Annotated in this window: 16 protein-coding genes; 6 read left to right on the top strand and 10 right to left on the bottom strand. The window is 59.0% G+C overall.

Translation table 11 applies throughout. The features are described from left to right. The first annotated feature begins 329 nt into the window (after positions 1–329). From ACMFWR_RS27240 to ACMFWR_RS27230, 3 genes are all read left to right on the top strand, one after another. Entirely contained in the window at positions 330–719 is a 390-nt protein-coding gene (locus tag ACMFWR_RS27240; RefSeq protein ID WP_413195490.1) for a hypothetical protein, read from the top strand. Positions 720–969: 250 nt separating this feature from the next. Further along, positions 970–1,359 (top strand): phage protein NinX family protein, encoded by a 390-nt coding sequence (locus ACMFWR_RS27235; protein ID WP_413195489.1) that lies wholly within the window; start codon positions 970–972, stop codon positions 1,357–1,359. A gap of 507 nt (positions 1,360–1,866) precedes the next feature. Next, positions 1,867–3,738, top strand: coding sequence for an ATP-binding protein (locus ACMFWR_RS27230; protein ID WP_413195488.1), 1,872 nt, complete (start codon positions 1,867–1,869; stop codon positions 3,736–3,738). 118 nt (positions 3,739–3,856) lie between these two features. On the opposite strand, the gene ACMFWR_RS27225 is transcribed toward ACMFWR_RS27230, so the two are convergent. The 9 genes from ACMFWR_RS27225 to ACMFWR_RS27185 all read right to left on the bottom strand — a co-directional run bounded on the left by ACMFWR_RS27225 (position 3,857) and on the right by ACMFWR_RS27185 (position 13,591). Then, a complete protein-coding gene (locus ACMFWR_RS27225) occupies positions 3,857–4,606 on the bottom strand; it encodes a hypothetical protein (RefSeq protein WP_413195487.1) in 750 nt (249 codons plus the stop codon). Between the two features lie 205 nt (positions 4,607–4,811). Next, the gene (locus ACMFWR_RS27220) at positions 4,812–5,438 is read right to left on the bottom strand and encodes a nucleotidyltransferase family protein (RefSeq protein WP_413195486.1); all 627 of its coding nucleotides are present in this window, start codon (positions 5,436–5,438) and stop codon (positions 4,812–4,814) included. Continuing rightward, positions 5,435–6,517: an XdhC family protein gene (locus ACMFWR_RS27215; RefSeq protein ID WP_413195485.1), complete on the bottom strand. Its 1,083-nt coding sequence runs from the start codon at positions 6,515–6,517 to the stop codon at positions 5,435–5,437. The genes ACMFWR_RS27220 and ACMFWR_RS27215 overlap by 4 nt, the downstream gene beginning before the upstream one ends. Beyond that, positions 6,514–7,725 carry a vWA domain-containing protein gene (locus tag ACMFWR_RS27210; protein WP_413195484.1) on the bottom strand — a complete coding sequence of 404 codons (1,212 nt, stop codon included), beginning with the start codon at positions 7,723–7,725 and terminating at the stop codon, positions 6,514–6,516. The genes ACMFWR_RS27215 and ACMFWR_RS27210 overlap by 4 nt, the downstream gene beginning before the upstream one ends. Next, positions 7,719–8,615, bottom strand: coding sequence for an AAA family ATPase (locus ACMFWR_RS27205; RefSeq protein ID WP_413195483.1), 897 nt, complete (start codon positions 8,613–8,615; stop codon positions 7,719–7,721). Before ACMFWR_RS27205 ends, ACMFWR_RS27210 begins: the two co-directional genes overlap by 7 nt. An 8-nt stretch (positions 8,616–8,623) precedes the next feature. Continuing rightward, a complete protein-coding gene (locus ACMFWR_RS27200) occupies positions 8,624–9,454 on the bottom strand; it encodes an SRPBCC family protein (RefSeq protein ID WP_413195482.1) in 831 nt (276 codons plus the stop codon). 141 nt (positions 9,455–9,595) lie between these two features. Next, positions 9,596–12,010, bottom strand: coding sequence for an aerobic carbon-monoxide dehydrogenase large subunit (locus ACMFWR_RS27195; protein WP_413195481.1), 2,415 nt, complete (start codon positions 12,008–12,010; stop codon positions 9,596–9,598). A gap of 17 nt (positions 12,011–12,027) precedes the next feature. After that, on the bottom strand, positions 12,028–12,552 hold the full coding sequence (locus ACMFWR_RS27190; protein ID WP_413195480.1) for a (2Fe-2S)-binding protein: 525 nt from the start codon (positions 12,550–12,552) through the stop codon (positions 12,028–12,030). Between the two features lie 172 nt (positions 12,553–12,724). Continuing rightward, positions 12,725–13,591 (bottom strand): FAD binding domain-containing protein, encoded by an 867-nt coding sequence (locus ACMFWR_RS27185; protein ID WP_413195479.1) that lies wholly within the window; start codon positions 13,589–13,591, stop codon positions 12,725–12,727. 207 nt (positions 13,592–13,798) lie between these two features. Here ACMFWR_RS27185 and ACMFWR_RS27180 point away from each other — a divergent pair, with 207 nt between their 5' ends. Beyond that, entirely contained in the window at positions 13,799–14,602 is an 804-nt protein-coding gene (locus ACMFWR_RS27180) for a LytTR family transcriptional regulator DNA-binding domain-containing protein (RefSeq protein ID WP_413195478.1), read from the top strand. Between the two features lie 86 nt (positions 14,603–14,688). Here ACMFWR_RS27180 and ACMFWR_RS27175 read toward each other — a convergent pair whose 3' ends face one another. Then, on the bottom strand, positions 14,689–17,199 hold the full coding sequence (locus tag ACMFWR_RS27175) for a leucine-rich repeat domain-containing protein (protein ID WP_413195477.1): 2,511 nt from the start codon (positions 17,197–17,199) through the stop codon (positions 14,689–14,691). Positions 17,200–18,168: 969 nt separating this feature from the next. On the opposite strand from ACMFWR_RS27175, the gene ACMFWR_RS27170 reads away from it, so the two are divergent. Next, on the top strand, positions 18,169–19,605 hold the full coding sequence (locus tag ACMFWR_RS27170; protein ID WP_413195476.1) for a hypothetical protein: 1,437 nt from the start codon (positions 18,169–18,171) through the stop codon (positions 19,603–19,605). Next, positions 19,602–20,756 (top strand): hypothetical protein, encoded by a 1,155-nt coding sequence (locus ACMFWR_RS27165; protein ID WP_413195475.1) that lies wholly within the window; start codon positions 19,602–19,604, stop codon positions 20,754–20,756. Before ACMFWR_RS27170 ends, ACMFWR_RS27165 begins: the two co-directional genes overlap by 4 nt. Positions 20,757–20,846 lie beyond the last annotated feature (90 nt).

Here is a 20,846-nt window from a genome sequence, read left to right as displayed (position 1 = left end):
CACCTTACAGAAGCTTCTTTTTCCTTTCGATTCTTTCGGAGATTTTTGCTCTTAGGAACAGAAGTGAAACCTGCCCGACTTTGACGAATCTCGTTCGTCAGCGTGGACGAGTGCGCAAGCCGACCCGTTGAAAAAGGAGTGAATGGCCGTACAGGATGAACCCGCATTAAATGCGCCAACGGTAGTTACATATACCTGCTTCCATTCAATCTTCCGACGCACTACTTTCAATCACACAGCGTTACATTTTTCGGTTTTGCGGGCGTCGGCGAACCTGCGATCGTGCGCGTTCTCTTTCGCACTCATTCCAATAAAAGGGGAAAAGCTCAATGCAAAGAATCGTGTTCGCGCGCATCGCCGGTGGTGCCGCCCTCGCGTTCTCCATGGCGGCCTGTGTCGTCCAACCGCCCGCGCAGCGCGTCGAAGTCGTACGCGAAGCGCCGCCGCCCCCGCCGCCTCCCATGCCCGATCCGCACGAGGCTGCGATTCATCGCTTTGAGCAGGTTCAAGGTCGCGTCGGCGAGCTTTCGCACCGCATCGACAACCATGTGAATCAAGGTTTCTATCCGCCGCCGGTTGGTAACGACCTGCACCACCGTGTCGACGTGATCTGGCAAGAAGCCCGCGACATGGCTTCCCAGCACGGCGGTGGCTTGTCAGGTGAAGAGCAACGAACGCTGAACCAGGAACTCGACGGCGCGGCCCACGCGATCCGTTAAGCAACAGGCACGGGGTACGGTTCGCGCCGTCGCACGCCCTGCGTCGGCGCACCCGCCTTTCTGCGCCCCACGCTTTCCTTTCCCCCGGTCATTTCTTCAGACGCCGCCGATTGCAGCGGCACTTGTCACACTCCCGCCCGTTCGATCCCTTACACTTAGCTTGGCCGGAATTCTCGCCCTATGAGAGAATTTTCGGCACGCGCCTGCGCGACGCGCCGGCAGTGCCAACGCGCGGTATCGGAGAGATCGAATGCAAGTGGCAGAACTGGATGGCGCGGCCCTCGACTACTGGGTCGCGAAAGCGGAAGGGTTCGAATTCGCGAAGATCGAAGACGACCTCTGCTGGGTAACCTGGGTCGATTGCCCGGACCACCCGTCGGAAACCGGCGCCGTCGACGAAGCCTATTCGGCGTCGACGGACTGGATGATCGCCGGCCCGATCATCGAGCGCGAACTCATCAATGTGACGAACGACGGCAGCGCCAACGACGGCCTCGGCCAATGGACGGCCTACGTCGGCACCCATCGCGACGCCAGCGCCGATGGTCCCACGCTGTTGACGGCGGCCATGCGCGCCTTTGTCGCGGACAAGATCGGTCAGCAAGTCCCTGAAGTTCCGAACGAGACGACCACGTTCTGAGTCACTCCGGCGGCGCGGACCGTCGAACCTTCTGCCGCAGCGTGGATCATCGAATCCTCTGCGGCGGCGACCGTGGCGCTTCTCGTGCCGCGCCGCCGTCTCTTCCTACTTGGTCTCGAGAACAGGCGTTTCGGGGAGGCTCGCCCCATTCGACTGCACAAGGCCGCCTGAAATGTACGGCTGTCCATAACGACACGTTGTCGCCCCTGGGCCTGACAAATCCGCGCGCTGCCGTGCACCGCACGGCATCGGTGCAACCGCGCAGCCCGCCTTGCGACACACCAATGCTCCCACATGGTGTGACATTCGCATCGTGCTGGTATGCCGAGCCGCAACATCCAATTCCTTGTATTACCATTTCGGCACATCGCCGCATGCGACTGCCGGACCGTTGCCGCATGCTCATGCGATGTGCATCAGACACACCGTACGCCAATAGAAAAACACACGAACGAGGACGTCGGAATGCGGCGCGCCTCAGTGCCGTCTTCCTCACGGAGCAAGCTGATGGTCCAGATCGAAGAGAACGCGTGGCGCCATATCGTGCGGTATGGTGCGCTCTCAAGGGCCCACTACCTCGTCCTGTCCTGGGTATTCGGATTCGTTTCGCTGTCGTTCATCACATGGGTCACGTGGAAGCTCGGGCTGAGCCACGCCTCCGCAGGCTTTGTGTTCCTGATAGCGCTGGTCTTGCTGTCGTTGATGGACAGCTACCTCGCGTCCGGCATCTTTTCGCTGTTCGCTGCAGCGGCGCTCAATTATTTTTTCGTCCCGCCTCTTTACAGTTTTGAAATCGCTGATCTGAAGGATTGCTGGGCACTGCTGGCCTTTCTGACCACGTCGCTGATCATCACTTCACTGATCCGTCATACGCGGCGTCTCGGCGATGCGCATCGCGAGCAGGCGAAGCTGATCGACCTGACCCACGACTCGATGTTCGTGCGTGGCATCGACGATGTGATCACGTTCTGGAACCGTGGCGCGGAGGCGCTCTACGGCTGGAACCGCGACGCCGCCGTCGGCAAGGTCTCGCATCGCTTGCTCAAGACACGCTTTCCCGTTCCTCCCGAAGACATCACACAGACGCTCGATAAAGACGGCTTCTGGGAAGGCGAGTTACTTCACATCAAGCAAGACGGCGAAGAGGTCGCCGTCGCAAGTCGCTGGTCCTTGCTGCGCGATGCGCGCGGCCAAAAACTCGCCACGCTTGAAACGAACAACGACATCACGAAGCGCAAGCTCGCCGAAGACACATTGCGGCGAACGCAAGCCGCCTATCTCGCTGAAGCCCAGAAGCTAAGCGGTACAGGCAGCTTCGGATGGAATCCGAACAAGAAGACCTTGTTCTGGTCCGAGCAGACCTTCGACATTCTCGACTACGATCTCAGCGTACAGCCATCGATCGAGTTGATGCTGGCGCGCGTGCACCCCGACGACACACGACGCTTTCGCGACGTCGTGATCGGCGACGGGCAGCTGCGCGACAACGTCGACCTGCGTTACCGGTTGATGATGACGGACCGCTCGATCAAGTACGTGCACCTTGTGGCGCGCACCATCAGCGAGCTTGCGCCCGAAGTCGAATATGTCGGTGCGCTCATGGATGTGACGGCTTCCGAACGCACACAGCAAGCGCTTCACGAAGCTCATGCCGAGCTCGCTCATGTCAGCCGGCTCACAACCATGGGCGAGTTGAGTGCGTCGATTGCTCACGAAGTGGGCCAGCCGCTGTCGGGCATCGTGACCGACGCAGACGCGTGCTTGCGCTGGCTGATGCGCGACACGCCTTCGATCGACGAGGCGCGGGCGTGTCTTGCCCGGATCCTGGCCGACGGCAAGCGCGCGGGAGAAATCGTTCAGCGCATCCGGCAGCTCACCCGCCGCGCCGAACCGCAGAAAATCGAACTGGATGTCAACGAGACGATTCGCGAGTCCGCTTCGCTCGTGCATCGAGAGATCAGGAATCAGGGTGTTGTCGTGCAATACGATCTTGCGACAGGGCTCGAGCCAACGTTTGCCGACAAGATCCAACTTCAGCAAGTGTTGATCAACCTGATCCTCAACGGCATCCAGGCCATGGTCGCGACGGTGGGGCACACAAAGGAACTGCACTTTGTCTCACGCAGCGACGGCAACGGCCAGATCAACGTAACGGTGCGCGACTCGGGCAAGGGCATCGATCCTTCGGAAACGGATCGTCTGTTCAAGGCGTTCTTTACGACACGCGATCAGGGCATGGGGATGGGACTGTCAATCTGCCGCTCGATCATCGAGGCACACGGCGGATCGATGACGGCCGAGAACAACACAGGGCCGGGGGCGAGTTTTGGCTTTAGCTTGCCCGTGCTGAGGAAAACGGCATCCGCCGCGTCGGCGTAGGTTCAACTTCAAGCAGGCTTGCCCGACGCCTCCTGGGCTTGCTACTTGACGCACACAAAGCCCTCATTGCGTCAGTGAAACATCGGACGCACTGTGACTGGGGCGATGTGTACGCACGCTAGTTTCCCGCGAGCTCAAACATAATTACACGCGCGAACGGCGCGCGACCGCTTTGGTCGACGAAATGCGTCTGCGCTTCGACGCGGAGATGATGGTTCGGCGCGGGATACATCGTGAGCACGGTCTGGCGGATATTGTTTTTGAATTCCGCTGTGACAACGCGTGCGCCGGTGCCGGGCGCAGAGCCGACATTGCTTCCCATGGCTTCGGCCTGGACCTCGCCCCAGTCACAGTCGGTCGGACGGCATTTGGCCCATGCACGAACGTAAAGCGTCGAATCGGTATTCCGGATATTGATCTTGAGAATCCAATCCGCGTTGGGGTTGATGTTTTGCCAGCTGCCCGCAAAACCCGCCATGTCGGATCCGACGTTGCCCTTTGCAAGAGCGGGCGCAGATGGCACCGGTGCTGCCGCGGCCGAGGCCGAAGCCGCAACATCGGCCGTCGGCTTTGACTGAGCAGAATTGGCATTCGCGCTCGAGTTGGTCGCCGTCGAACCCGTTCCGCCGTTAGCAGACGAGGTGCCGGTCGTCGTCGCAGCGTTGGTCATCGCTGCATCCGCCGGCTTGGAAGTCTCCGCGGGCGCGGATACCACCGTCGGTGCCGCCGCAGGAGACGCCCCGTGAAGAAGACCCGCCTGGACAAGCACCGTGACCAGACCGCCGATCGCCGTGATCGCGGTCGCCGATGCGGTCAGCATCCCCGGTAACGTGCTCCACCAATTCTGTGACGCTTGCTCGTCAGCCATGAATCGCCTCCGCACCCGTGCTCGTTCGGTCTCGTTGATTATTGTCGTGCGGCCGCAGATTTGCGAGTGATCGTTAGTGAGTGGATGAATTGCAGCGTAACGAATCGTGCGATCCGAAATGAGCAGGCAAGGCCGTCGGAGCCGCGTGGGGGTTCCGCGTCAGACCCCTGCGGCGGGGTTCAGCATCATGGCCCTTCATCGGAGTTCAGCGTCGGAGTTCGGCTTCGTGCTCGAGGCGCGCACAGATGCGCTCGTAGTCTTCAGGGGTGTCCATATCCACAATGAACCCGTCATGCCTTGCTTCGTAGATCGAGACTTCGCCGGCGTGTTCGGCGATAAGCTTGCGGCATCCCGGATTCACGTGCCCGTTGACCACTTCCGGCGCATAGCTCGCGGCAAACACGACGGGGTTGCCCCGCGCACCTTCAAAGAACGGCACCAGAATCGAGCCCTGCGTCATCGATGCATAGGCGTCGATCAGCGCCCGGTAATCTGCCGCGTCGAGCAACACCTGATCGGCAAGACACACCATCACCGCATCGCATGGCGCATTGAGCGCCGCGACGCCTGCCGCGACCGACGTCATCTGTCCTTCCCGATAGCGCGGATTGCTCTGGAAGCGTACGTCGAGGCCTTCCAGCGCTTCGAAGACGGCGCGCCCGTTGAACCCCGTCACAACAATCACTTCCTGCGGTTTCGCCGCAAGCACGGCACGTGCGACGCGCTGGACCGCTGGCTCCCCTTCGACAGGCAACAACAGCTTGTGCCGCCCATTCATTCGAGAAGACAGACCGGCCGCCAGAATCACCGCCGAAAATGTTATCGCGCTCATTGCTTTTCCATGTGGCGATGAACCTCACCTGTCGTCTGGTTCGCCATGACGGCCACATAGCGTTCCGGGGCGCGCTCGAACTCGACCTTGCATCCGTCGCAGCAGAAATACACGGTCTGTCCGCCGTGTTCGACGACATGTCGAGCCGTCGCGATATCGACCCGCATCCCGCACACTGGATTGATCTGATATGCGCTCTCAGCGGGTGACGCGTCCATCGCTTCGCACGGCGCAAGCGGAGACACCGGCTCGACCGCGACATGCGGCTGCGGCCTCGCCGTTTGCGCACGGCCGACAAACTCTTCCCATTCATGCCGTAGCGCAACGACGCCGGCAACTGCACCCAGCGCGATCTCCTGAGGCGTATGCGCACGAATCGACGGCCCCGCTGGCGCATACAGCGCCTCGAAACGTGCCGCATCCACGCCACGCAGACGTACCGTCTCGCGGAGCCGCTCGGCCTTGCGATGGCTCGCGATCAACAGCACCGCAACGGCCTTGCTGCGCAGCGCTGCTTCGAGCGCGTCTTCGTCGCCGTCACCCTGCGTTGCGATCAGCGCGAACGATGCGCCCGCCTGGTCCAGCGCGCCGGCATCGAAACGGGGTCCGCCCATGCGGCTTGCGTCGCTGGCGATACACGCGCGCAAGCCGACACGCCGCGCGAGCACACAGGCCTCATGAGCAGTCGGCGTCGCACCGAAAACCACCAGCAGTGGCGCAGGCACAGTCGGCTGAATAAAGACTTCGAGCGCACCGTTGCTCGCACACGGCATGGCGTGCGCCTCAACGTCCGCGTCAGGCGCCGACGCCTCGTTGCTGATGCGCACACGCCTCGGCTGACCGGAGCGTATGCACTGACGCGACGCCTCGATCACGATCGACTGCGCGCACCCTCCGCCGATCCAGCCATGCATCCTGCCGTTCTCTTCGACGATGGCCTGCGCACCGACCCGTGTCGACGTCGGCGGTGCGGCCCGAATCACGGTGACCGCGGCGAAAAGCGCGCCCTCGGCAATCAATTGCTGCTCGAGTTGCAACAGATCCTCTGCACCGGACACTTCGATCGTCTGAGCGTTCATTGCAGCGCCTCAAGAATGAAGGGGAAGATGCGTTCGAGACTCGCGAGGTCGCGCGCCCCGGCAAACAGATCGAGATACGGCAACGCAGTGCGCATTCCGGCGCTGACCGGCTCGAAACCCGGGCGATCGGCAAGCGGGTTGAGCCACACCAGCGACCGGCAACGCGGCCGCATTGCGGCGAGCGCCTCATCGAGTTGCGACGAATCGCCAGCGTCATAGCCATCGCTGACAATGACAACGGCCGTACGCGAATGCAGCAGACGCCTTGCATGGTTCGCGTTGAACTCGGCCAGGCTCTCGCCGATCCGTGTGCCGCCCGCCCAGCCCTCGGAAATCAGGCGCAACCGCTCCTGCGCGCGCCGCGGATCGGGGTCACGTAGCGCTTCATCGGCCGAGACGAGCCGGGTATGGAACATAAAGCTGTGCACGTCCGGCAATCGGCCAGCGAGCACGCGTGCGAGCCGCAGAAAGAAGAAGCTGTAAAGACTCATCGAGCGGCTCACATCGAGCAGCAGCACGATACGGGGCCGTTGCCGGCGTTTGCGTCGCCACGCAAGGTCGATCGGTAAACCGCCGCGCGAAACGCTGCGACGGATCGTCGAACGAAGATCGATGGCGCGCCCATGCGCGGTGCGCTGCTCTCTGCGAAGTTCAATGCCGCGCAGACGCTGTGCGAAACGTCGAAGTGCAACATCCATCTCGAAGAGCGCGTCGCGGTCGTTCAAATGCCGAAAGTCCGCATGGGCAAGCGATTCGCTTCGCGTCGCCCCTTCATCGGCCGCGGCACCCTCCTGCGGTACGCCCGCCCCCTGCCCGGCGAGTGACACCGGGGTAGCGTCGCTCGCGTCCTGTGGCAGCGTATCGGCGTCGGATGCCTCGTTGAGTTCGAGCGGCCCCGCACCGCTGGTGCGACTCTCAACGTATTGGCGCGCATTCGGGGCAAGGAAATAGGCCTCGAAGAGTTCATCGAAACGGCGCCATTCCTGCGCACGCGAACACAGCAGCGCACGCAGACTCCACCTCAGCACGTCGCGATTGAGCTGTCCCATGCGCTGTGCCACCTCCATCGACGCCGCCACATCGGCGCTCGTCACGCAAAAGGCGTTCGCACGAAGCCAGCCGCCAAAGCCTGCATAGCGCGCCACGAGCGAAGCGGCGAGATCGCTACGCGAGCGCATGCCTTCGGTCTGATCGACGCCCGTCAACATGACGCCACCATTTTCTCGACGACCGGCCGCGTGAGTCCCGCCTGGTCTTCGCGCGTCTTCATCAGCGCGGTCAGCGATGCCATAACAGCATCGATGCTGTCGTCATCAAGCGCCCGCACGCCCAGGCGCAAGAGTGCGGCCACCCAGTCGAGCGTCTCGGCAAGACCGGGCTTGCGGCGCAGCGGCATCTCGCGCACGGCGTGCACGAATTCGACGACCTGGCGCGCGAGCACCTCGGGCGCCTCCGGCGCCAGGGTCTGCACGATCATCAGCTCGCGCTCGTAGCTCGGGTAGTCGACGTATTGATACAGGCAGCGACGCCGCAGCGCGTCCGATATCTCGCGCGTGCCGTTCGACGTGAGGATCACGTACGGTCGCTCGACAGCGCGAATCACACCAAGCTCAGGAATCGAGATCTGGAAATCCGACAGCAATTCGAGCAGATAGGCCTCGAACGCTTCGTCGGTCCGGTCGATTTCATCGATCAGCAACACGGGCGCGGGGCTCGTCGTGATCGCTTCAAGCAACGGTCGCTTGAGCAGGAAGCGCTCCGCGAAGATGTCTTGTTCCTTGTCTCGCGTCGAACGTGAGTCTTGCTCGAAGAGCTTGATCGTCAGCAACTGGTGTGCGTAATTCCAGTCGTATAGCGCGGCATGCGCATCGAGGCCTTCATAACATTGCAGGCGGATGAGCGGCACATCGAGCAGACGTGCGAGTGCCTTCGCGACCTCGGTCTTGCCGACGCCGGCTTCGCCTTCCAGCAGCAACGGGCGCCGCATTTCCATCGTGAGAAGCAGCGCCGCCGTAAAGCTGCGTTCGGCGATAAAGCCGTGGCCTGCGAGCCGCGCCTGCAACGCGACGACGTCGGGCATGCGATCGGGCGACGTCATGGCAAGCCTCAGTGCCCCTGCGCCTTACGCGAAAAGCGGTCACGCAGCCAGTCGCGGAAGATCGCCCAAAGAAAGGCAAAGCCGTTCAGCTCGGCCGCGGGTGCCGGCGGAACAGTCGTTGTGCGTGCCACCGGAGTCGATGCGCTCGCGCCGGAGGAACCTTGGGTCGCAGCGGCGTATGTTTGGGAAGCGCTTGCTTGAGAGGCGGTCGCTGCAGAGGCTCCTGTCGGACTCACCTGTGATGCATCACCTGCGGCCTCGCTCGACGGCCCCATTGCCAAGTCGGGTGACGCTGCCATCGGGGACCCCGCCAACGACTCGGCCGCCGCGCTATCCGGCGCCGCCGCCAACCCCTGACTCGACGCCTCGGCGTCGGCTGCCGCCATCGCATCCAGACGCACCGAAAAGTTCGCGACGAATTGCTTGAGCAATTGCTCCGACGCCGGAACCATCAGGCGTCCGCCGATCGCGGCGGCTTTGCCGTTCATCTCGACTTCACTCTTGCCTTTCAACGTACACGCTGAGCCTTCACCGGCCTGTACGCTGGCAGTGAGATCCATCGACGCAGCAGAGCCGCCCGTCGAGTCCGTGCCTTTGCCAAGCAGATGCAGCGTACGCGTCGCGGCATCAAGCGCAATGACTTCGATGTCGCCCTTGAACGACATCGTCGCCGGCCCGAGACGCACGGTGATCGTGCCTTTGTAGTGTGTGTCGTCGATGCGCTCAGTGATCTTCGCGCCCGGCATGCAGCCCGCGACCGCTTCAATATCCTGCATCAGCCGCCACGCATTGTCGGCCGACGCCGCAAGCGGATAGGCCTTATCCAGTACGACTTTCATTCGTGTCCCCTCGTTCGCGCGTCACGTGACTTCGACCTTGCGACATCCATCAAACGAAGTCAGCAAGGCGACGTCAGTCAGCCGCGTCAAATCGTGTCGCGTTCGGACAGCGGTGATGGTGTCGGTCCGCGACGCTTCGCGCTACACCGCGCGTGTGAGCCCCAGTTCCCGGCATTGCTGCCAGACGCGATACGCGTTGTGCGGCATGTTCATATGCGTCACGCCGAGGTGCGCGAAGGCATCGACGACTGCAGACGTGAAACACGGAATCGAGCCCACATGCGGAGACTCGGCCACCCCCTTGGCGCCAATCGGATGGTGCGGTGAAGGCGTCACCGTGAAGTCCGTTTCCCAGTGCGGTGTCTCGACAGCAGTCGGCACGAAGTAGTCGAGCAACGTCGCACCGAGCAGGTTGCCCGACTCGTCATAGGGCAACTCCTGACCCAGCGCGACGGCAAAGCCTTCGGTCAGCCCGCCATGAATCTGCCCTTCGATGATCATTGGATTGATGCGTGTGCCGCAGTCGTCCAGCGCGTAGAAACGCCGCACGTGGATTTCGCCGGTGTAGCGGTTCACATCGAGCACACAGACGTAAGCGCCGAACGGAAACGTGAAGTTCGGCGGGTCGTAGTAGTCCACGGCCTCGAGCCCCATTTCGAGCCCTTCGGGCACGTTGTGATACGCGGCCCACGCGACTTCCTTGACGGTCTTGAATTGTTCCGGCGAGCCCTTGAGAACGAAGCGGTCGATGTCGAATTCGACATCGTCGGGACTGGCCTCAAGCAGATGCGCTGCGATCTTGCGAGCCTTTTCGCGGATCTTGCGTGATGCACGTGCGATGGCCGCACCCGCAACAGGTGTCGAACGCGAGCCGTAGGTCCCGAGGCCGTACGGCGCAGTGGACGTATCGCCCTCTTCGACGGCGATCTGTGAAGCGGGAATCCCCGCTTCCGATGCAATGATCTGCGCGTACGTGGTCTGGTGCCCCTGCCCTTGCGTGATCGTGCCCATGCGCGCGATCGCCGATCCATCGGGATGCACGCGGATCTCACACGAGTCGAACATGCCGACACCGAGGATGTCGCACATCTTCGACGGACCCGCGCCGACGATCTCCGTGAAGTTCACCACGCCGATACCCATCAGCCACTCGGCGTCCGGATCGGCGCGGCGCAGCGCCTGCTCCTCGCGCATCGCCTCGTAGTCGACAGCGGCGAGCACCTTGCGCATGGCAGGTTCGTAGTCACCGGAGTCGTATTCGAGGCCCAGCGGAGTCGCGTACGGAAACTGGTCCTTGCGGATGAAATTGCGCAGCCGGATCTCGGCCTTGTCGATGCCAAGTTTCTGCGCGAGCACATCGACCATGCGTTCAATCAGATACACCGCCTCGGTCACCCGGAACGAGCATCGATAGGCGACACCCCCGGGAAACTTGTTCGTGTAGACACCGTCGACCGAAACAAACGCGTTCGGAATCGCATATGAGCCGGTACACACGTGAAACATGCCCGCAGGCCATTTCGTCGGGTCCGCACAGGCATCGAAGGCGCCGTGGTCGGCAACCACGTTCACGCGCAGCGCCTTGATATGCCCATCCTTGTCGGCCGCGAGCTCACCGGTCATGTGATAGTCGCGAGCGAATGCCGTGCTCGACAGATTCTCATTGCGCGATTCAATCCATTTGACCGGCCGGCCGAGCACGATCGACGCCACAATCGACGTGACGTAACCCGGATACACGCCGACCTTATTGCCAAAGCCCCCACCGATATCGGGCGAGATGATGCGAATCTTCGATTCCGGGATCGACGAAAGCAGGCCGACTACCGTCCGCACGACGTGAGGCGCCTGCGAGGTGATGTAGACCGTGAGATCGCCACGCACCTTGTCGAACGAAGCGACACAGCCGCAGGTTTCGAGCGGGCACGGATGCACGCGCGGATACAGCATGTCTTGCTTCACCGTCACTTCCGCGTTGTCGAACATGCGGTCCGTCTTGTCACGATCGCCCATCGTCCACGTGAAGATGTGGTTCGGGTGGCGACGCGGGCCGTGCGCCCCCGTATCTTTGTCGCGGATGTCCTCGCGAATCACCGGCGCGTCGGGAAGCAACGCCTGATGTGGATCGATCAGGGCCGGGAGTTCTTCGTATTCCACTTCGACAAGCTCGGCCGCGTCCGCTGCGACATAGCGATCATCGGCAACGACAAAGGCGACTTCCTGATTCTGGAAGCACACCTTCTCGTCGGCGAGCACGGCTTGCACGTCACCCGCCAGCGTCGGCATCCAGTGAAGCTTGAGCGGCTTGAGATCGTCCGCGGTCAGCACCGCGTGCACACCCGGGTGCGCGAGCGCACGCGACTTGTCGATGCGCTTGATGCGCGCGTGCGCAAACGGACTGCGCACCATGATGCCGAACAGCATGCCCGGCATCTTGATGTCGTCGACGTAAGAGCCTTTGCCCTGAATGAATCGTGGATCTTCGCGGCGTTTGCGCGAGCAGCCCATGCCTTCGAGGGCCGCCAGGCGTTCGATATTGGCGTCGAGGTTACCCATGATGGTGGCCTCCGGCGTCAATGCGCGACATCCGCTTCGATCAGCGGATGCGAGGTTTCTACCGCTTCGCCGCGCAGCTTGCGGGCGGCGTACTGAACGGCCTTGATGATGTTCTGATAGCCGGTGCAGCGGCAGAGATTGCCCGCCATCCAGTAACGGATCTCTGCTTCGGTCGGATCCGGGTTTTCCTGGAGCAGGCGATAGGCGCGCATCAGCATGCCCGGCGTACAGAAGCCGCATTGAAGACCGTGTTCCTGCATAAAGGCTTCTTGCAGCGCGTGCAGCGTTCCGCCTTGCGCAAGGCCTTCCACTGTTTTGACTTCAGCGCCCTGGGCTTGCACCGTCAACACGGTGCACGACTTGACCGACATGCCGTTGAAGTCGACCGTGCACGCGCCGCAATGCGACGTCTCACAGCCGATATGGGGGCCGGTGTGCTGGCATTTCTCGCGTAGCGTGTGAATCAGCAGTTCTCTCGGCTCGACGACGACGTCCACCTCAGAGTCGTTGAGCTTGAATGACACCATGGTCTTGCTGCTCATCTCGCTGTCTCCGTTCTATGGATGGGGCTGCGTGCTTTCGTTGTCCTGGTCGCGCCGACTACTTTCGCCGATGCTGCTCGTGGGTGCCCACGCCCGGCATTGTCAGAAGCCGTGTCGAGCGGCGCATCGGGTGCGGCCTCGAATGGTTGGCCTGGCGCGTGGCCAGCCTTGTCTACTTCACCGTCCGGTCGTGCGCCGTATTCAGTGCCCTGCGGGTCATTTCACCCGCCATTGCGCGCTTGTAGTCGGCGTCGCCGCGTAGGTCGGGGGCAGGGTTGCACGCCGCCATGGCGAGCCGCGTCGCAGTATCGACCGCACGGGCGTCAAGCGGCTTGCCAAGCAGTGCCTGCTCCGCATCGACCGCGTGAACCACGGTGTCGCCGACATTCGTCAGGGCGATGCGCACGTATTCGACTGTGCCGCCGCTCATGCGCAATACGACGGCCGCAGCGGCCGTCGCGAAGTCGCCCGTCTTGCGCTTGAGCTTCGCGTAGCAATAGCCCGTGCCTGCGGCGGGAACCGGAATGCGGATGCCCGTCATGATTTCGCCCGGCTCGAGCAGCGTCATGTAAGTGCCGACAAAGAAGTCAGCCGCCGCCACTTCACGCTCGCCGCCGGCGCCACGCAGGACGAACGACGCGTCAAGCGCGATCATCAGCGCCGGATGGTCGTTGCCGGGATCGCCGTGCGACAGGTCGCCGCCGAGCGTGCCGCGATACCGGACCTGCGGATCGGCGATCTGGCGTGCGCCCTCGACGAGCAGCGGGCAGCGCTGCTGCAGGCGGTCCGACCAGATCAGCTGGTTTTCCGTGGTCATCGCGCCGATCCACAGCATGCCGTTGTCTTCACGAATGCCGCGAAGCTCGGCGATGCCATTGAGATCGATCAGATGCTCAGGCTGCGCAAAGCGCAGCTTCATCATGGGCAACAGGCTGTGGCCACCCGCGAGCAGCTTCGCCGTGTCGCCGTATTCGCCAAGCAACGCAAGCGCCTCCGGCAGCGTCGGAGGCGCGTGGTATTCGAACGGTTGGGGAATCACCCTGGTCTCCTCGTTGAAATACGCCTGAAACTCAGGATTTCACAATGCAATGCAGCAATTCAATGTGATTTCCCGAACGGCATTCCTGCAGCGTCGGCTGCGGGAAAACTTGCACGAGGAGAGGAAACGAATTAAAACGAAGTGCCTGTCGCGGCAGTGGAGACGGCGCGCGCACAAAGTGCGAATCAGTTACGGGGAGACGTGAGGATGAAACCGATCGAACATGCCGTACCGACGAACGATTCTCGCCGCGCCGAGACTTTTCAGCATCGGCTCGAGCAATTCAATCCCGGGGTCGTCTGGCTCGACGCGCAGGGACGCGTCATGGCGTTCAACGATGTCGCGCTGCAAATACTCGGGCCTGCGGGTGAGCAATCACTTGGCGTCGCCCAGGACAAATTGCTGGGCATCGACGTCGTCGAACTCCACCCTGCAAAAAGCCGCGACAAGTTGCGATTTTTATTGCAGTCGCGCGACGTCGAAGGGTGTCCGGTGAAGTCACCGCCGCCGCTCGCGATGATGATCAATATCCCCGACCGGATTCTGATGATCAAGGTGTCGCGCATGTCGGATACGCGTGAGACCGTCGGCACCTGCATGATCTTTTACGACGTGACCGATTTGACGACGGCGCCCTCCGTCGAGGCACCGTCCGGTACCGCCGCGCCTCCGCGGAAGCTGCTCAAGATTCCGGTGTATCGGAAGAACCGGGTGATATTGATCGATCTCAAAGATATCGTTCGCTTCCAGGGCGATGGCCATTACACGACCATCGTCACGAAAGACGACCGGTTTCTCTCCAATTTGTCGCTCGCGGATCTCGAGCTGCGGCTCGATAGTAATTTTTTTGTACGGGTCCATCGGAGTCATATCGTCAGTCTTGCGCACGCGGTCGAGCTGGTGCGCGCGGACGAGAACATGACACTCGTGATGGCGGATGCGGAACGCACCGCGGTGCCGGTGAGTCGTGCGAAGGCAGGACAGTTGAAGGAGCAGTTGGGGGTGATTTAGTTGGTAGTTCGCAGCGCCTAGCGCCTATCGTCGAACACGAGGCCACACTGAAGAGCCCAACTTGTACCCCGTCACTCCTGATCAACTTAAAGTCCGTCCTGATAATCAATAACTATCTTTACCGCAGCGGGATGCAAAAATGCTGCCCCCTGAGCAAGCCTGGGAACATGAATTTCCGTCAAATACGGCATATTCATCAAGCTTTTGCTTTGACCGATATGATTCGGATCAATACCAAGCTTTTCGATGTGCAAAATTTCCAAAACATCGAAATTTTCGCCGTCAACGCCAAAAATATTTAATTCTCTGAGGTTAAACAAGTTCCTCAAGCTACTTAGCTCCGTCACATGCATTCTGCCAAGGTCCAGCTTTTGCAATTGCGTGAGTCCAGACAAGGGTTCAATATCGTCGACATTAGTATCCGCGAGAACTAGTGTTCGCAGTTGATGCAATCCACGCAAAGCACCGATATCTTGCACTCGCGTCCCATCCATAACAAGCGTTTTCAAGTTATTCAACAACGCCAACGGTCGAATATCTTTAACAGCATCATTTGCCAAGTAAAGATTTTCAAGCGCCGTCAAGTCGTGAAGAAAACCAATGTCCGTCAAAACAACCGCATTCAAATCGAGTGTCCTCAGATTTTTCAACGATCCGATGCTATTCAAACCAACAAGTGTTCGTAACGAGCCTACTCCGGCAAGCTTTAGAGACTCCAGCTTTTGAAGATTACTTAGCTTTGTGACATCCGAAAATTTATTCCATCGAAGATCAAGATCACGCAAATCAACGAGAGATGTCAGTGCGTCGAAATTTCGTATTTCGATGTTCCCCCATAGATTCAGGGACTGCAAGTGACGAAGCGACGCAAGAGGGCTAACGTCTGAAATTTGTGTGGCGGAAATATCCAGCGCCTTTAAGTCCGGCAATTCCTTCAACGGCGAAATATCTGTTATTTTTGTTTCCGATAGACTTATGCTTGTTATTAGCTTAAGCCGCTTGAAGTGTAAGACTGCCTTTTTAAGCTCACCATCCCCCACCTCTCCGCTAGCGGCCCAAGCTTCGCACCTTTCCTTAGCCAGTTCTTCCGGGCATGGCCCGTTGCTGAAGCCAAGCGCGATGAGTTCAGATCGCTGCTGCTCTTCGTTGAAATTCGTCCACAACCACACAGTCATAAAGAGCCACAAGCACGCTGCTCCGCACACAAGCCAAGATCGATGGCGACGCGTGAATGATATTTTCCAAGCGTCAACAATTGGTCGAAAAAGAAATGCAATGAAATCATGCGAGATCTCCCAAACCCCACTCTCCCGGTCGAGCTCTCTGACGATTCCCTCATTGGCGAGCGCGACAAGACAACCGCGGACTTGAGGCGCCTCAATATGTACCTCTTCCGCAATATCGGCATAGCGCACCGCCGGCCGCTTACTATTGCCAATGATCATACTTCGCAGAATCGGGACCGCGATATCTCGAATCTCCTGTCGCCGAATGACGTCGTGTAAGTAGCTGCGCAGTAGCGCGCCCTTCCGATAGTCTTTTGGAAGCGAGTGGAATCGCCGCAACACTAGGCCAAACAAATTAATCGTAATTGGTCGTATGAGTCCCTTTGCCTGTTCGACTTCGCGCGCTTCCTCAAGGATTTCGCTTTCCAGTGCATCACTTACTGGTAACCCCGAAGCCTTGAGGAAGTTCATCGCATCTCTCTCGAAGAACTTCGGTACCGTCATCGTGTCTCGGGCGGCCACCGGTAATCTTAACGTCTCCAACTGGCCGCGATAGTCCTCACGCAAAATCATTAATAACTGCAAACCATTTATGGGCGAAGTACTTAATGAGACCAGAACTCTGGTAAATTCATCGCGTTGTTCCTGGCTCGCGAGAATAAGAAACTCTTCGAATTGGTCGAGTATCAAAAGCAATCTTTTCGGTGCGACCCGTTTTGCTGCCTTCTCGAGTAGTTCGCGGAGCCCAGCCTTCTCATCGATCGATGGACGCTCCCAGATTTCGCCGCAACGTAACAACGCTTGACGAATAACTTGCGTAGGATTGCCTACGACTCGCGCGGCAACCACTTTAATCCGAACATCCTCCCTAACGAGTTTGGGCATCACCCACCCAGACACAATGGAGCTCTTCCCCGATCCAGATGCCCCCATTAGGTACAACAGAGGCACACGACTATTCACGAGCCATTCGTAAATTTTTTCGTGAACATTGTCAACACGTCGAAACTCCGAATTCTCATCGTACGGACTGAGCCTGAAGTAATCCGGGCTCTTTATTTCGCCTTTACCGATTGCGATCGCCCTTTCCTTACGCCTTTGTTCGCTTCTGACGACGATCCACCAGGCCAGCAAAAGTCCGAAGGGAACCACCATGATTGCCGTTGCATAAGGCATTGGCACGTGGTAGCGATCGGAAATAACCGACGCCGATGTTGGCAAGCCCGCGATTATTCCAAGCAAAAGCGTATATCGCTTACTAAATTCGAGCGTCGATTTCATAACTTGCTGAAGCGAGTCACGATGCGCGCCGCTCCGCCGGTCGTCAGTTGCAACCCTTGAGCCGCTGGATTGAGCCTTTGTCACGTTCATTCTCCTCTCGCGCCACTTACGCTCATGAAAAAGCTGCCCGACAGACATGCATCATCAAATCGAATCGACCTACTTTCGCTAGTTAGCTATGGTGAATTTGAAATGTCTGTTCGAAGCACACTTGACAGAGACCTGCATTTAAATAAGAAAAGCGGTGCGTACCACATTAGTAGCGCGCGCAAATCATGAGGACACAAATGGCTCACGCAGCATAGAAACACTCAAACCTAAAAAATCAAGGATGCAACAGCGTAATTTAGACGAATGGTGGACCCCTGAGGTGGGCCTCTGATGATTGAGGATTTTATCGAACTCGTTCAGGCAATCACGAGAATGCGTTTCTAATTCCTAGATTTTCGGATTCCGATATTTTCAACTCTTAGCTAATATGAGGATGTTTTTTGTACCGCTCGAAGCTCTGCCGGCTCGACGTCTCGTTTTTTCTGTGATTTGTAATATGTTCAACGGGAAATGAAGTGCGCTATGTCTGACAGCACACACAGCTTCACTGCCTTTGCTTTTAGTATGTAACGAAGTTGTAGGGGCCGAGCGTCCCCGTTCGAAAGCCCGCGATAGGACAGCGCTGATCTCTTCCCCCCAATCCCCCGAGGAGGGTCTATGAGAACGTCTGCAGGTCAGTCGTCGACGACTGAGTCATCCAGTACGCGCGTCGCGAAGGTAAAGCCTTCGAACCGATGGCGCAATTGGATACGATGGCTCGTCTACACCGATCACGCGTCCCTCGGAGACAACCCTGAAACCACTCGCAACGGCTTGAAAGTTATTTGCACGACGCTCGTCTGCCTTGCATTTCTTGTCCTAGCTTCTTTTGAGTGCTGGAAGCTGGTGAGTGCGCAGATACGACACCCTTCCGAGTGTGGGCCCATACCACTCGCATGCGCTACTGACTTTTGGACAATCGTCAACTCTCCAGCTCTGGAAGACGAAGGCTCGCCTTTCCGAAGCATCGTGCTGGCTGCTGTGGTTGTTCTACTGACATTGATCGCGTTCTACGTGCATATCGTTCGTGGTGACACGCTGCTGAAACTCGATGTAGCCGCGCAAAAGCGAGAAGAACGCGCGCGCGCACTGCGCCTGAAGCTCGAACCCGACACTACTGACATCGAACCGGTCAAGGACTTTCCGGGCGAACGCCCATATGTCCAAAAACTTCGTCGTGCATTTATTACCAAGCGCGGATTGATTGTCTTTTGGTTTGGACCCGCAATCGCCTTCTTTTTGATGATGGTGGCCGACGGCCAAAAAGACGCGGCTGTATTCGCGATGGCCCTGGCCGCGATTTATGTCGCAGGTGAACACTTCTCAACTCTAGAGGGACAAAAAGCGGCAGCGGAAAGGCAGCGGGAAGCGCTCGATGCTGTTTCTCGCCGATTGACGGAAGACGTCGAGAGTATCGCTAGTGCGCTTGGCAAAACCCACGCACTCCAGGCGATGTACAAGGTCTACGCACAACTTCCTCCCGACGACCGACGAAATGATGTGCCTAGAGACGGGGCACCACAGCGAAAACGTGACCGTTGCATTTATGCAATCTATCGTGAGTTTGACATCGACGGAAACTGGTGGGACGCGTCGTGGAAAGAATACTGCGAAGGTAAGGGGGAAGAGAATCATGGCCCTTCGCTCTATAGCGCTCTCATCACAGGAAGGCGGAATTCCATGGTGATCGTGGTCCCGTTTTCTTTTCGGGCACGCATGCGATTAAACGAAAAGGAATCCCGCGTCAGAGAGTTTAGGGATCTCGTCGGACTGATGTGGTTTTGCCTCGTTCTGTGGCATGTGCGTCGTGATTTGCCGGACACGGAATCCGCGCCCTTGAGCGACTCGTCCGAGGCCGTCGCATCTTTTTCACCTGAAACTACAACAGCCCTTCTTGAGATTGACCATCGGATTGTGATGGCCGAAACCGGCCTCTGGGTACATGTCGTTGACGGCGAAGTGCATCAGATCGTCGATCAGCCTAGCAACGAACTTGCAGTGCGCAACCTGAGCCTGAATGTCGGACCACGCAGCGTGCCTCTTGCAGAATGGGCACAACGGGAGGTAACCGATCTCGCCGCGCGGGGCCCTTCTGCGCACGAATACCTTTGCAGCCGCCTGTGTCGCGCGCACGCAAATCTCCTACTCGACGTGGACGTCAATGAGTCATTGTGCAATGGTCTCCTCGAAGCAATCCACATGAAGGATTGGTTGGAGTTATTTCCAGAGCCGAAGCGCGATGCGCGAAGGCAGCGTTGCGTCGAATTGCTTTGCGACTTTGTCCAAGTATTAATGCTTACCCAATTCGGTGAGAATCGCGCACGAGGCGAACCCCGACGTAACAGGATCGAACTTAAAGGCAATTACAGGGGCCCCGCAAAGCACATCACGGTTGAGGTCCAATGATGCTAACCGGTGACGGCTTTTGTGATGAAGCGACGAGGCTGGCGAACGTCGCACTGGCTCTAAGCAAGCGACACCCCGAATTTGCCTTGGGCGAAAAGACTTCGGAGAATGATCCGACGATGTCTATCGCCTCATGCGTTCGCAATAGGCTGGGGCGAGACGCCCAGCGACTCGTTCACGAGATCGGTGAATATGCAGATGCGCTCGTCGGTGCGAAGAACGGCCCAGCCTTCATGGCAACCGACAGTGGTCGGCTCGTCCCTCATGCACTTCGCCGAAGCAAAGATGCCAATGTCCTCTACGTGGAAATTCTGACGGCGGCCTCGCTGGCCCTGTACTACCTCGGCGTTCCCGATGGACGACCGTGGGATATCGTTCTGCAATGGACTGAGGTACACGGAGGAGGTCTTCCAAACGGAATATGTGTGGGCAAGGCCATCGGCGATCTTGTACGCGCATCACGACGCGCGCATATGGCTTGCCGTCGCGGGGATGATTGCAAGCGAGCTGGCGACTTGCTGGTGCATTCTTATCTGCCAATGATTATCTTTCCACATCTGATAGACAAGGCCGTGCCTCACGACGACCGCGGTGCCAATCCGGCCCTTCCTCATCATCTGCACGCGCTTGGTCGGGGCTATGAGTACATGCAACTTCGGCTCTATGCCACTGAAGGGTTCCCCTTTCTGTATACCGTGCCGAGGAGTTTCGTCGAGGAATGCATCCTCCATGAGTGGCGCGAGAGGAGTGTCTCCGATGCGCGCGTCACGAAGCACGACGTTTTCGTCGATATGTGCAGTCGGCTTCGGGCTCGTCTTAGAGGTGATCGAACACTAAGCAGCGAAGTCGCATCGCGACAACGAGTTGTGGTAGTACCTTACGATCGTCCGCCGGCGTGCTTTGTCAACGATACGAGTGGGCTTTTCACATTCGAAGGTATCGATCCACAGGACAGAACACAGGATCTCCCTTTGCCTGCGAGCTACATGCGAGCAGACAGGCGAGACCGTTATCAGGAGCGGCTACTCAAAGGCGAACCGGCGCGCGGCGAAGGAAATCTACTTTCCGGGGACGAAGGCGTCTTGGATCGAGTATTTGATTTAATTTTCCCATCTGAAACAGACAACCAGACGCAAAGCAAAATCGGATAAGCCTCGCGCGACGAGTGGCGGCCGCGCACCGCTATCTCCCGTTGGCGGTCCTGCGTGCAACGAGCATCGGGTTCATCGTCGCTGCACGCA

Origin of the sequence: Pararobbsia alpina (assembly GCF_965118125.1) — a bacterium.
Lineage (GTDB): Bacteria > Pseudomonadota > Gammaproteobacteria > Burkholderiales > Burkholderiaceae > Pararobbsia > Pararobbsia alpina_A.
This window is presented reverse-complemented; position numbering and strand designations above follow the sequence as displayed.